15 protein-coding genes, 1 tRNA gene and 2 pseudogenes are annotated in these 12,855 nt (G+C 43.0%); 13 read left to right on the forward strand and 5 right to left on the reverse strand.

Features of this window, described 5'->3' with window-relative positions; all coding sequences use genetic code 11:
* From MHM99_RS19680 to MHM99_RS19690, 3 genes and pseudogenes are all read left to right on the forward strand, one after another.
* Positions 1–219: pseudogene (locus tag MHM99_RS19680) on the forward strand (IS66 family transposase); the annotation flags it as partial.
* A 156-nt stretch (positions 220–375) separates the two neighbouring features.
* On the forward strand, positions 376–1,596 hold the full coding sequence (locus MHM99_RS19685) for a hypothetical protein (protein WP_239220357.1): 1,221 nt from the start codon (positions 376–378) through the stop codon (positions 1,594–1,596).
* A complete protein-coding gene (locus MHM99_RS19690; RefSeq protein ID WP_155661510.1) occupies positions 1,568–2,131 on the forward strand; it encodes a hypothetical protein in 564 nt (187 codons plus the stop codon). The genes MHM99_RS19685 and MHM99_RS19690 overlap by 29 nt, the downstream gene beginning before the upstream one ends.
* A 183-nt stretch (positions 2,132–2,314) precedes the next feature.
* Here MHM99_RS19690 and MHM99_RS19695 read toward each other — a convergent pair.
* The 4 genes and pseudogenes from MHM99_RS19695 to MHM99_RS19710 all read right to left on the reverse strand — a co-directional run.
* Positions 2,315–2,452: pseudogene (locus MHM99_RS19695) on the reverse strand (DUF6444 domain-containing protein); the annotation flags it as partial.
* Positions 2,453–2,690: 238 nt separating this feature from the next.
* Positions 2,691–2,767 (reverse strand) — tRNA-Ile (locus tag MHM99_RS19700).
* Positions 2,768–2,877: 110 nt separating this feature from the next.
* Positions 2,878–3,153: a hypothetical protein gene (locus MHM99_RS19705; protein ID WP_239220358.1), complete on the reverse strand. Its 276-nt coding sequence runs from the start codon at positions 3,151–3,153 to the stop codon at positions 2,878–2,880.
* Between the two features lie 37 nt (positions 3,154–3,190).
* Positions 3,191–3,724, reverse strand: coding sequence for a hypothetical protein (locus MHM99_RS19710; protein ID WP_239220359.1), 534 nt, complete (start codon positions 3,722–3,724; stop codon positions 3,191–3,193).
* Between the two features lie 83 nt (positions 3,725–3,807).
* On the opposite strand from MHM99_RS19710, the gene MHM99_RS19715 reads away from it, so the two are divergent.
* The 3 genes from MHM99_RS19715 (at position 3,808) to MHM99_RS19725 (ending at position 6,222) form a co-directional block, all read left to right on the forward strand.
* Positions 3,808–4,617, forward strand: a complete 810-nt coding sequence (locus tag MHM99_RS19715) for an MbnP family copper-binding protein (protein WP_239220360.1) — start codon at positions 3,808–3,810, stop codon at positions 4,615–4,617.
* A 71-nt stretch (positions 4,618–4,688) separates the two neighbouring features.
* Positions 4,689–5,738, forward strand: coding sequence for an MbnH family di-heme enzyme (locus tag MHM99_RS19720; protein ID WP_239220361.1), 1,050 nt, complete (start codon positions 4,689–4,691; stop codon positions 5,736–5,738).
* A gap of 154 nt (positions 5,739–5,892) precedes the next feature.
* Complete coding sequence (locus tag MHM99_RS19725) at positions 5,893–6,222, forward strand: hypothetical protein (RefSeq protein WP_014948463.1); 330 nt, start codon at positions 5,893–5,895, stop codon at positions 6,220–6,222.
* A gap of 48 nt (positions 6,223–6,270) precedes the next feature.
* On the opposite strand, the gene MHM99_RS19730 is transcribed toward MHM99_RS19725, so the two are convergent.
* Positions 6,271–6,930 carry a hypothetical protein gene (locus MHM99_RS19730; RefSeq protein WP_239220362.1) on the reverse strand — a complete coding sequence of 220 codons (660 nt, stop codon included), beginning with the start codon at positions 6,928–6,930 and terminating at the stop codon, positions 6,271–6,273.
* A 312-nt stretch (positions 6,931–7,242) separates the two neighbouring features.
* On the opposite strand from MHM99_RS19730, the gene MHM99_RS19735 reads away from it, so the two are divergent.
* From MHM99_RS19735 to MHM99_RS19765, 7 genes are all read left to right on the forward strand, one after another.
* Positions 7,243–7,569 carry a DUF3718 domain-containing protein gene (locus MHM99_RS19735; RefSeq protein ID WP_014948465.1) on the forward strand — a complete coding sequence of 109 codons (327 nt, stop codon included), beginning with the start codon at positions 7,243–7,245 and terminating at the stop codon, positions 7,567–7,569.
* 152 nt (positions 7,570–7,721) lie between these two features.
* Positions 7,722–8,483 carry a LytTR family DNA-binding domain-containing protein gene (locus MHM99_RS19740; RefSeq protein WP_061484920.1) on the forward strand — a complete coding sequence of 254 codons (762 nt, stop codon included), beginning with the start codon at positions 7,722–7,724 and terminating at the stop codon, positions 8,481–8,483.
* A gap of 138 nt (positions 8,484–8,621) precedes the next feature.
* Complete coding sequence (locus tag MHM99_RS19745; protein WP_239220363.1) at positions 8,622–9,023, forward strand: CidA/LrgA family protein; 402 nt, start codon at positions 8,622–8,624, stop codon at positions 9,021–9,023.
* Positions 9,020–9,730 carry an LrgB family protein gene (locus tag MHM99_RS19750; RefSeq protein ID WP_014978487.1) on the forward strand — a complete coding sequence of 237 codons (711 nt, stop codon included), beginning with the start codon at positions 9,020–9,022 and terminating at the stop codon, positions 9,728–9,730. The genes MHM99_RS19745 and MHM99_RS19750 overlap by 4 nt, the downstream gene beginning before the upstream one ends.
* A gap of 366 nt (positions 9,731–10,096) precedes the next feature.
* Complete coding sequence (locus MHM99_RS19755; protein ID WP_014975809.1) at positions 10,097–11,092, forward strand: response regulator; 996 nt, start codon at positions 10,097–10,099, stop codon at positions 11,090–11,092.
* Positions 11,092–11,604: a PAS domain-containing protein gene (locus tag MHM99_RS19760; RefSeq protein WP_014975810.1), complete on the forward strand. Its 513-nt coding sequence runs from the start codon at positions 11,092–11,094 to the stop codon at positions 11,602–11,604. The genes MHM99_RS19755 and MHM99_RS19760 overlap by 1 nt, the downstream gene beginning before the upstream one ends.
* Before the next feature lie 111 nt (positions 11,605–11,715).
* Entirely contained in the window at positions 11,716–12,792 is a 1,077-nt protein-coding gene (locus MHM99_RS19765; RefSeq protein ID WP_239220364.1) for a hypothetical protein, read from the forward strand.
* Positions 12,793–12,855 lie beyond the last annotated feature (63 nt).

Consider the following 12,855-nt stretch of genomic DNA (forward strand, 5'->3'; position numbering starts at 1 on the left):
GCCGAGCGTTCATTACGAAGCTATGTGCTGTGGCGAAAAGGCAGCTATGGCGTGTGGTCACATCGGGGCGAACTGTTCAGACAACGTATACTCACCATCATAGAAACCTGCCGAAAACAAAAGTTGAATCCTCTGAAATGGATCCGGGCAATACTTGCTGCGACGCTGAATAAAACCACCTATCCTCTGCTCAACGACTTTAAAGCTGCCTGTCAATAGGGCCCTGGTGAACGGTTACGTCTGCATCGTCTTTAACAAACTTGGTAATCATGGCAATATGGATAAAAACGAGCGGCAGCTCGGTAGAAAAACGCGCAATTTGCGCCTTATTAAATTGTTAGCCGTTCAGTGCTTAATTCAACAATGGAGTCCATCATGACAATTAGAAGTAACTTTGCTCTCTTAATATGCTTTATATTAATTTCCGGGTGTTCTTCCAGGCCCAAATTACCGCTCATTAGTGATGAAGAAGCATTCAAGTATGAAAAAGAATATTTAGCTGAATATGAACAGTTAAAAAGTGATTTTTCTGATCAATCAGAAATTAAATGGGTTCAACCTGCAAATAAAAAGACACCCTGTAAGGTATATGTTGGTGTTTCAAAAGGTGATGACAGAACTCTAGATCCTGATTATAAAGTATATTGGGATGGGGACTGTAAAAATGGATATGCCAACGGCTTAGGCAGAGAGTTTGAGCGAGCAACTGTTTTAAATGCGGAGGCTTTGGCAATATATAAAGGTAAAGAAGAAGAGCCGGAATATTTTATTCAAACATACCACCTAGATAACAAAACTCAAGAGGGTGATATTAATAATAGGTATTTTGTTGAAACAACAATTAATGAAGATAATTTCAATTTTGATATTAACTATCAATATGGTTTTTTTGGTTCCAAGGAAATGCCATATAGGTTAATCACTATGAAGTCACCATTTAACGACAATATTCTCCAGTATAAACAATATCCGAATTTTTCTTATGTTCTTTATGATATGTCGAATAATGAGTTTGATAAAAATAAATATAATTTCTATATGAACTATAAGGGAAAGGCAAATGGCTTTGGGTTTTCCACACCAAAATCTGGCGCAACAGCTTCAGGTGAAATGAGCGATGGCAGTATGATAAGGCGAGTACAGTTACCTAACAGCTACTTTCTAAAAATAGGTTCAGTACAAAGTGAAATAAATGATGCTGGGGTAAAAGCTCTTAATGCACAGAAATATGCTCTAAAAGTAAAAAAACAATACATGAATCAGATTTGTAAAGAATCAAAGTCAGTTGATTTTATGGATGATAAAGAATACAAGGATATATGCAATGACTCATCTGAGATTAAGATAAAAATAGATGAAAAATTAGCACAAATAAACATTCTAAAGCAACAAAAAAGAGAGCAGCAGCGCCAACATGAGTTATTGATTGCTAAACAAAAACAAGCCGAGGCTGAGAGGAATCAAGAAGCTTGGAATAGCATTAATCAATCATTAAAAGAACTGGGGGACAATATACGAAAGAACACACCCAAAACGACATACACTAACTGTAATGGGACGTATGGTGGTGTCAATTGTACTTCAACAACGTATTAAATTGACTATGTGTATAACTATAGAAGAATGGAAGTTTATTAATACCTTTGCCCCTTGGTTCTCAGCCATAGGGACATTTCTGGCTGTTGGTGTTTCGCTATATATTTCATATTCAACACGAAAAATTGCTCTAGCTGTTTCTTCTGGAATTTTTATTTTTAATGAAGATGGAGCTGATGAGGAGTATTTAGCAATAAATGTCACAAATACTGGATATAGAACAGTATTTTTAAATAGTCCTATGTGCATTTCATTTCAAGTAGGGCTGTTTAAAAAAACGAATATTGGCATTGGGCATAAATATATTGACCTCAATAAATCCTCGGGATTTCCATGTAAGCTTGGTGAAAATGAAACAGCGAGCATGTTCTTAAAAATTAATAATGGTAATATAAATTGGCTACAGAACTTTAAGAAACAATATCTCCATAAGTATTCACTATCGACATTAAGAATTGTTGTATATCCAAATGTTGGCAAGCCATTTAAGGTGAAACCAGATAAAACCATTATGAAGGAACTTACATCACCTTAGTTTCAAAAATACGGCTAACAAGTTGCTGCACGCGGACTCCGTAAGCTGTCGCGATTTTTGCAAAAAAAACGCAAAAACACACGCCAACTTACTCCGCCGGTGAGCAAGGCGTTAATGTCCGCTTTAGAGTAAATAATTCAGTCAAAACTAAATATCGGCCACGTCTGGTGAACGGTTACGCGGGCGCGACGAGTTACGACTGTTTTGATTCAGTCGGTCTTCGAGGTCATTTAGCCTGTCCCAGAGTGTACTAATGAGCTCATTGGCATCATCGAGATTAGTAGCGACGGGTGGCTTTGTTTGCTGCTTTTTACGTGGCATGAAACCACTCTGACAGACTGGCGGTATCAATCAATAGGATCCCCACGATCATTGAAAATAAATATTACTAACTGTCAATAGGGCCCTGGTGAACGGTTACTTGGAGAGGAACTTCGAAATTAGTTAACGGAAAGCAGTTGAGGCTAAGCGTATAAACATTGTGGGCAGTTAGAAACTGTAGCACATATGTAGCACAGAAAAACATGGTTGGTAGTTACTATCGCTTGAGGCTGTAAAATGGTGGCCCCACCCTGACTTGAACAGGGGACCTGCCGATTATGAGTCGGATGCTCTAACCAACTGAGCTATGGGGCCATTTTGAGATGTGCTGTGCAGTTTTTTATTGCAATTTGCTATGCATAACAGCCACAAGCGAGCGCAAGTATAAGCAGTTTTATCTGCCTTGTCACGCCTCGCTGGTAGCTTTAAGATCTGTTTGCTTTATTTTTGTTCACTAAGCTGTAGTTTACTGTAACAGTAACGGTGTCGCTGGTGCTGTTAAAAGTAGGGTAGGTGTCGAAAAAGCCAGCTTCTACAGGTGCGGTAGGATCTGAAATGTCTAATACCGTTAAGCCACGCTCATAGTTAGACATATAGTAGCGTCTACCTCTTACGTAGCCGTTGTGATCGATAGTGCCGTTGTCACTGGTCCAAATGCTGGCAAGCATAGGTGTTGTGAGTGATGGAATATCAAAAATCATAACCCGGGTATTTAAGCTGAAGTGTCGCTCGTCCAACTCATCGTGAACAAAGGCATATTACTGCATGGGAAGCCGGCAGCCGTTCCATCTGTGGAAGCTTCATTTGCACTGACTTCGGTACTAAGGACCATGTGCGATGATGCCTGTGCTTGAAGGAAGAAGCGGCTTTTCCGTCAGTTATACTGTCGAACCCTTTTTCATAAAGGGCTTCTGATAAATAGGTAGGCACATTAACTAGTGTAGTTTTGTGCAAGGCAGGCTTCTGTGCCTGGTAATGATCTTCACGAGAAAAGCCTCCTAATACGGGTAAAAGACTGTCGTTTAGAACTTGTGCATGCTGAGCGTTGTCGAAATAATATTGGCCTTCAGCAACAAAAATTTTGTCGCCTTCATTGGCCTGTCGCACGGCATAGCTTAACGTTTTACAGGGCCTGAAACGGTTGTCACACTTGCCCGCGTCCACGCCGTCTTCGGCAACAAAACGCGCTTTGTCATGGTCGGTGTGTGCTTGTGCACCTTGACTCACAAATGCTAAAAGCACCACTATTAGCGTTAATGGGAATGCATTCATCTTGTCGTCCGCGCAAGTGTGTAATTAGAAAAAGGTAGTTTGTATAAAAAACTACCAGATATCCAAAGGAAGTACATACGTAAATGAAAATGCCTTTTCGCATGAGTGTCATGCCTTCGTTACTCTTTGCGGCGCTAGTGTCGTTAACCGGCTGTGATGCCATTAACCTCAAAGGAAGAGAGCCTGGTGAAATCCCGTTTAAGTTGGTGGGAGTCGATACGGGGGCATGTCCAATGATCATGAGTATTGGACAACAGCGATGGAATATAGATTACTTCGGTTTTTACCTTAGCAAGCCAGAAGTGCGCATTGATGGTAAGTGGCAGCGGGTAGAGTTTAAACAAACCCAATGGCAGACGCCGAATATAGCATTGTTAAAGTTTCACAATAAGTGCAACAACCCTGATGATGCCAATAGCAAAATTGTATTAGATGTATCGGAAGAGCTTTTAAAGCTGTCCACAAACTTGCGCTTCACTATGGGTCTTCCCTTCGACGATAATCACGCTAACCCGCTTACACAGCCTTCGCCATTGAATGACAGTACAATGTTTTGGAGCTGGCAAAACGGTCATAAGTTTTTGCGACTGGATGTGTCTAAAGGCTCAGAGGAAACACGCAAATGGTCTTATCATTTAGGTAGCGTGGGTTGCGATTCTGAATCAGCAGTCAGGCCACCTGAAAAATCGTGTGCTTTCACAAACCGGGTGGAGTTTATTCTGCCGATGACCCAGCTTGATACTGATTTAGATTTGGAAGTATCGGTGTCTAACATTGTCGCGCAAGTTGATATAAACGAAGCGCCAAGTTGTATGTTCGAGTCTCCTGAAACTGAGCCCTGTAAAAAGCTTATTCAGAATTTAGTGCACAGGCCTTGGATTAAGTGGCAGTAGCGGCACTTTTAATTTGCACTAGAAGGCGAGCTCTGCTCGCTTTCAAGGCGGCAATTATCGCGCTTGTTGTAATGATTTTAGGAGCGTGCAGTAAATCGCCCACGCCTTACACTTGGAATTTGCCTCACAATATTCCACCGCCTCCCGTTCCCGCAGACAATCCTGTGACCGAAGAAAGCGTAATTTTGGGAGAGAAGCTTTTCTTTGATAAGGGCTTAAGTGCTAACAACACGGTTTCATGCAGCAGCTGCCATGAACCAGAGCATGCTTTCTCTGAACCTAAGACGGTTTCAGTAGGCGCGAATGGAGACGCGCTAAACCGTAACGCATTAGCGCTAGTAAACGTGGCTTATAATGCATCCTTCACTTGGGCGCATAACAATTTAGAAAGTATAGAAAAGCAGCTGATGATCCCGCTTTTTAATGAACATCCTGTGGAAATGGGCGTTACGGGAAATGAAAAGCGTATATTAAAGCGCTTTGAGGGCAGCGAATATCGAGCGCTTTTTGAAGCGGCTTATGGTGATGATACCCCCAGTTTAAACAATATTGTAAAGGCGCTTGCTAGCTACGTAAGAAGTTTAGTGTCGTTTAACAGTGCTTTTGATAACTACGCTTACGCTCAAGATGACGATGCACTAACCGCCCAGCAGCTTGAAGGTTTGAATCTGTTTTTTTCAGAGCGCACTGAGTGCTTTCACTGCCACGGAGGTCTGAACTTCACTCAATCGTCTAAGCATAGTTTTCAACCTTTTGCTGCTCAGCCTTTCCACTACACTGGCCTGTATAATGAAGATGGGAAGGGCAGTTATCCGGAATCGGACATGGGGCTTTACATCGTTACTCACAATAAACAAGACATGGGGAAGTTTAGAGCACCTACTTTGCGCAATATAGCCCTTACTGCGCCCTACATGCATGATGGCAGTATTGCCACACTTGATGAAGTCATTGAGTTTTATGCTCGTGGGGGAAATCTGGCTGAAAGCCCTAACCCTTACCGCAGTCCGTTCATAAAAGGCTTTGCGATTTCTGAAGATGAAAAGGCGGCGTTGGTTGCATTTTTGCGCAGTTTAACCGACGAGCAATTTGTAAAAACACACACTACACGCAAAAATTAGCGATTTATTGCTCATTTTGTGTAATTTATGTTTATACTTTGCACACATATATCAACCAAATGCTTATGTGCTGATTGTTAACATCGTGATAAACTCAATCACTTACATTCTTTGTTAATAACTATAAAGCAGGTGAGCGGTCGCGGAGATGAGAATGACTGAAAAACCCTTCATTACAAGTGGTCGAAATACCATCATTCATAAAATAAGAAAATTAGATCTATTGGTGATCAATGGTGATGAACATCCGCCAATTCTTGTTACTTATAAAGGTATTAAGCAGTACGAAGGCAAAGTGCCTGAAAACAAGCGCGATGCCAAGATGATGGACATGGAACTAGTAGATGTAACTACTAGCGATGTGTTTGGCGACGAAAAAACATTATTGTTCGTACAAACCCTAAATGGGAAAGAGTATAAAATCGATTACTCTAAAATTGGGACGAGCATGTTTATTAAGATTCACCAAGACAGTATTTTCTAAAACTCACCTTACCCCATATTGGGGTAGATGTGTTTTTAATTAATGGGGTTAGGCAATCTGGCCCCAGTTATCTGCCTTGAGTGAATTGAACCCTCCAATTACCCTTCCTTTTCCTTTAAGCTGTACGTAACGCTTTTTGAAAATGTTAAACCGGCAGATGTCCACTGGCGTGACTTCCGATGCATTTACGCCACTTACAACACCTGCAGTCTCCAACCCCTCAGCAATTAACTCTGAACAGAACCAGCTATTAAAGTCTTCTTGATTGTAGCTTATGCTGCCGAACAGGGGATGTTCATCAATCGCGTCCACTGCTGAGCCGAATAGCTGTAGCACGTCGTAAGGTTTCCCGTCTTGTTCAAACATGAAGTTAAAAAAGTCTCGCTTGTTTTGCTCAAAGATACTTCTTGACGCGCTAGACAAGGGCAGCCACCAAATATCACCGTCATAAGATGCTACACGCTCACTTAGTCTATTGGTCATTACCCCTCGCTTTCCCTTATACGATGTTGCTTCCATGACTTGATTAAAATATCGATTAGAATCTTCATCGCGCATCTTCGTTTGCATAACTATTGCCACATGCGTTACCGCAGAGCGTGTCGTGAGTTTGGTCCAACGAGAAAATAAGCTATTGCCACCAAATGCGATGATGTCACCAGGCTGCATATACTCTCTAATAAGGTGGTACTGTTGCTGTTCTAACATGGCTCTTCCTTGAATACGTGTTAAGAAATTAGATTATTGTCTGCACCGCTAGGCGGGCAAGAGTATTTGCTTATGATTTTCCACTTTGCAATGTATGCATTTATAAGAATGTTGCAAAGTGTGTGTTAAGTACGACTAATAACAGTTTAGACCGATTATTAAACCTTAGCTTTTGTGTACTTGTCGCAACGTCTCAAATAGCGGTGCTTTAACGTTTTTATAGCGTGAATTTTACAAAGTTTCACTAATTTAATGGTGCGGGGACAAAAGAGGTAGTCACCGCGTTGCCGAATATTATCAGAGGAACTTGTTATGTTTATGTCACGCCGTGTTACCCAACTTGCTTTACTAGGAATAACCTTGTCGCTTACTGCAACAGTAGCGAATGCCGCCCCGTATCCCAAGCATGTAGAAAAAAACTTAATTGCAGTGTGTGAAGCGGTAAAAAGCGATAGCCGTTTGCGATTGCATCGCGCCGTGAAAGCGACGGGTTTTAAAATGCGATATATCCATGAAGGATTAGTGTGCAACGGGCAAGACATGCTTACTTTTGCACTTACTCATAATGCATCTAAAAACGCACAACTGATTGCTCGTCGCATTAATGCTAGCCCTAGTGTACTAACAGCAAAACGCTAATGAAGAGTTTTCTACCCTGGCGATTGGGCTATGCAGCTTATAGCCCCTTTTTCGCTTATTTTTACTTTTCGCTGTCTACATCCCATCACTTATTAAGACTGGGATAGATAACACTGACAGCTATTACTGCTTGCACTTGCAAGGGATCGCAGATGATCGCACTGGTTTTTTTACACTCTGTTTCTATGCAAAACTCACTTTGCGAAATGCTAGAAAAGCTAGACGTATTCAGTCACGTTTATGGCGCTCAATCGGTAGGCCATTGTCTTGCGTTAGCAGAGAAATATCCTCAGTCCATCGGTTTCTATTCAGTCTCACAGTCAAGTCGAAACCTTGCATCAAGGTATTGGCTTGCAGTAGGAAATAAAGACGAAGAAGCGCTGTTAGCCTTTTCTCACAACGCGTCAGGATTTGTTAAATCACCACTTGAAGAATCCCAAGTATTAAACGCTATTGAGCATGTCAAAACCAAGTACCATTTTTATGAACGGGACTTTCAATTCAATATGCTGGTAAAGGGACTTTGTGAACAATATGGGGTGTCTGAACCTGCGCTTTTAGCTACATTGCGCCAGCAATTGAACAAAAGTGTTCAGCCAAATGTTGTAGGGATACGCGCTGAAAACGGGTGGTGTTGTTTAAATCCAGCAGAGATTAAATGGATTGAAGCTGCAGGTGACTACATGTGTGTTCAAACGCTATCAGAAAGCTACGTTGTCCGCACAACTTTGTGTGAATTACTTAAGCGTTTGGGAGAGCAGAATTTTAAACGCTGTAACCGCTCTGTGGCGGTCAACGCAAAACATATCGCGCACCTGGAGCAAAAACTCAATCAGCAGCGAGTTGTCATGCAAGGTGGCGAAGCGTTCAAGATTACTCACAAGTATTACTATCAGTTTTGGCTGACAGACTGAACGTCAAAGCGCATTTCAGTGCAACATTCTACTATACGACCATGGTACTGCTGGTGGTCTAACTCGCTTATCGTTACACTTACTTACTGAATTTTGGGAATAAGTACTAGGACCTGCAAGGCCTAATAAGGAGCGATAGTGCGAGATGTAAGAAACATGATAGTGGGCGCAGTTTTAGTGTTTGCTGCTTATTATCTTGGGCTAGTTGTCGTTAGTGTGAGTACCCTTCCTATACCAGGGCCATTAATGGGCTTATTCCTTTTACTCGCGATGCTTTTTCTTTTTCCTCAGCTTGAGGTTCACACGGCGCGCTTTGTTACTTTTCCCTTGAAGCATATGTCCTTACTGTTTATTCCAGCCGTACTTGGCGTATCTATTTATTGGGCTGACATTCAGTCCAATGCACTTGCCATTGCTATCGCGATTATTGTAACGACCTCGATAAGTTTAGGGATAACCGCTTGGTTTTCACAGCAATTGTTTAATAGCAAAAGCGGCAGCGGCTCAGATGTGGCAAGCAAGGGTGGAAAGCAAGAATGAAGGAGGCTCTACATCAAGCATTTAGCTTAACGGGGTTATTGTGGCTTAGCGTTTCAATAATTGGCTACATTATTGCTCTTTGGGTGAACAAAAAATGCAAAGGTCACCCGCTAGCGCATCCCATTGTCGTTACCGCGCTGATTGTGTCAGCTGGCCTTTATTTAACTGAAACAGGGGTTACTGAGTATCAACAGGCGGCTTCTTTGTTGCATTGGTTGCTAGGGCCTATCACTGTGGCATTAGCATTACCCATTTACAGACAATGGCAAAAGCTAAAGCACTACGGCTGGCGGTTAATGGCGAGTATTGCTTTTGGTGGCATACTCGCGCCTTTCACCGCGTGGCTTACTTTGTTTGCACTTGATGCACCGCGTGCAATACAAATTACCATGTTAGCTAAATCAATCACCACGCCCCTTGCTATGGAGTCGAGTGCGCAGGTTGGCGGCATTCCCGCATTGGCTGCCGTTTTTGTCATTGTGACGGGTGTAGTTGGAGCCATTGTGGCTACTGGTGTGTTTGCGGTCCTCAATGTACAAAATCGTCAGGCGCAAGGTATTGCTATGGGCACGGTGGCCCACGCAATTGGTACAGCCAAAGCTATTCAAATGGGGGAAGACGTGGCGGCGATGGCGACTCTAGGCCTTTGTGTAAATGGTATATTTACTGCGTTGGCACTACCTGTCATTTTTGGTTTCTTTGTTTGAGAGCTTTTTTCGTAACTTGGCGTTCTATCTATTAGTTGTGATTTAGCCTGACCAGACCTGCAATCACCCGCCTTGACTAAAAGGTGCACAAGCTGCTGGAAAAACGCGTAGCAAAGAATCAACGCGCGCTGATGTTTGTGAGTAAAAACGTGCTGGCAATATTCCCCAAAAGTGCTATTTCTTAGTGAGGTGTTTCGTATCACTATATACATGGTATCTATTCAAACAAAAAGTAACCGGGTTACAGCAAAGTGTAAGTTAACTCAAATCGTTACTTCAGTTCACAGTAGTTGTGCCGATACAATTGAAATTGCTAGAAAATACCGGCGGTAGCTGGTTTCAAAAGCTAGGTGGTAAAAGAACTTAATGTTTTCTGTACTCGTATGTGACGACTCGTTAGTTGCGCGCAAGCAAGTGGCTAAATGCCTTCCTCAAGATTGGGAAGTGGCCGTACATTTTGCGAAGAATGGTCAAGATGCTCTATCGGCTCTCGCTGAAGGAAAGGGCGATCTTCTATTGCTCGACCTTAATATGCCCGTTTTAGATGGGTACGGCACATTAGAAGCAATTCAGAAACAAGGTCTTAAAACCAAAGTTATTGTTGTGTCTGGTGATATTCAGCCTGAAGCTCATGAAAGAGTGACATCGCTTGGCGCTTTGGACTTTATTCGAAAGCCGGTGGATCCTAAGAAGCTGGCCGAGGTACTAGATAAATTCAACATTCTTCATGTTGAAGAGGAAGAGCCGGAAGAAGTTTCACCGTTAGACCCTGAAATCCGCGATTGTTACCAAGAAATCACTAACATAGCCATGGGGCAAGCGGGGGATCATTTAGCCCGCACCATGAACGTGTTTGTTGAACTGCCTATTCCCAACGTTAATTTAATTGAAGTGTCTGAACTTCACATGATGCTTTCTGATATTGAGAGCCATGAGCAAGTTACCGCTGTATGCCAAGGCTTCTTAGGGCCAGGAGTTAGTGGTGAGGCGTTGTGTATTTTGAGCGACTCAAGCTTTGACGACGTGGCTAAAATACTCAATGTAGAAGGCGAAGTTGATGATCAGCTTCAGTTAGAGCTGCTTATGGATGCTGCGAGTATTTTGATTGGAACCTGTTTAACAGGGCTGGCCCATCAAATGGACATTAACTTCAGCCAAGGTCACCCCATTGTACTTGGTCAACATCGTGCCATCACTGAAATTATCAGCATGAACCAAATAAAGTGGAAGCGAACCTTGGCGATTGAGCTTAGCTATGGCTTGGAAGGCTACAATGTTCAGTGTGATTTGATTTTGTTGTTCACGGAAGAGTCTATGAAAATGATGAATTCTAAACTCGCCCACTTGTTGGAGGATTTTTAATGAGCCAGCATTTAGATGAGTTACAAGAATTTCACTGGATGATGGACATGCTACAAACGGTAGACGTTGGCATTGTCGTACTAGACCGCAACTTCACCGTGCAAGTGTGGAACGGTTTTATGGAAAGTCACAGTGGGCTTTTGCCGAGTGAAGTAAGAAACAAAACGTTATTTTCGTTATTTCCCGCAATCAAACAAGACTGGTTTATTAAGAAAGCTAAGCCCGTTTTCGACCTAAAAACCCGTGCCTTTATGACATGGGAACAACGCCCTTATTTGTTCAAGTTTCCAAACTACCGGCCGATTACAGGTAGTGAGTCATTCATGTACCAAAACATCACACTTTCTCCTCTTACTTCTGCGACGGGTAAGGTGGATTTTATCAGTATGATGATTTACGACATGACTGATGTAGCGGTAGGTAAAAAGCAGCTAGAAGCGCTACAAGTAACGGTGTCTGAAGCGCAAGAAGCAAGCTCACAATCAGATAGAGCAAAGAAAACCTTCTTATAACCGCTACGTGTAATCCGTGAGAGTGTATTGTTTATCTTGCGGTTCTATCTACATCAAGTTTTTACTCGCACTGAGCATAGAACAGCAGCACAGAGTGCGATGGGAGTACGTATGCAATCAAGTTCGTCTTCATTTTCAAGCTACCTTCCTCGCACCGTAATACGCGGGCTTGCAGTTATTGGTGGTGCTTTCATTCTAGCAGCCTGCGGTGGTGGCGGAGGCGGAGATGGTGACTCTAGTGGTGGGGGATCTGGCAATGGCAACTTAGTTGTTAATGCAGGCGCTAACGCTACCGTAACGGAAGGCGTGACCTATTCACTAAGTGCACAAGTGAGTGGTGGTGATGGCACGTATACGTACAACTGGAGCGCGTCTCCATCGCTGACCATTACACATGAAGACACCAGCGCTTCTGCAGCGAGCTTCGTCGCACCGTTAGTTAATAGCGCCACTGAATACACGCTTACCGTCTCGGTAAACGATCAAAGCGGTAATACGGCTAGTGACTTCACGGTAATTACTGTTGCGCCGGTAAACATAGCGCCGGAAGCAAGTATTGATGTGCCTGCGTGGGAAGGTCTGCCAGCGAATACTTTCCCAGGCGGCGTTGAAATTATTTTTGATGGCACGGGAAGCAGCGATACTGACTCATCTACGTCCGATGGCGAAATTGCCGATTATGTTTGGTCTCAAACCAGCGGCACTAACGTTATTACGGGGGTGGAAACGAACCTTTCTACCTTAACAATTACTACGCCTATCGCTAACGAGTCTCAGGAACTCACTTTTCAACTTGAAGTAACTGATAGCGAAGGCGCAACAGACGTAGACACAGTGACAATCTCAGTGCAGTCTGAAACCGAGACACTGCCTGTGGTTGATGCAGGCTTCTCGCAAGGCGTTTTCAGTGGTGAGGTGGTTATTTTGGATGGTGAAGCAAGCACCAGTATTCCCAGTGCACTACCGCTTACTTATTCTTGGGAGCGCAGTAACAACGTTACATCTAACAATGGGGCAAACACCGGAGTGGCAGCTCGCCCGGTAGATGACAACGATGCACTATCTACGTTTGCTATTGCCCCTTCCGTATCCACCGCGACTGTGGTGGCCTATACACTTACTGTAACAGACGCTAACAACAATAGTGTTGAAGTGACGTGGTCAACCAAAATCACACAACCCAGTTAAGCCGCTTTTTGTAAGTTAGCCATGTCAGCCTCATATTGATTTGGACTCTTGTAATCCAGATAT

This window comes from Alteromonas sp. MmMcT2-2 (genome assembly GCF_022348305.1).
Taxonomy (GTDB): Bacteria; Pseudomonadota; Gammaproteobacteria; order Enterobacterales; family Alteromonadaceae; genus Alteromonas; species Alteromonas macleodii.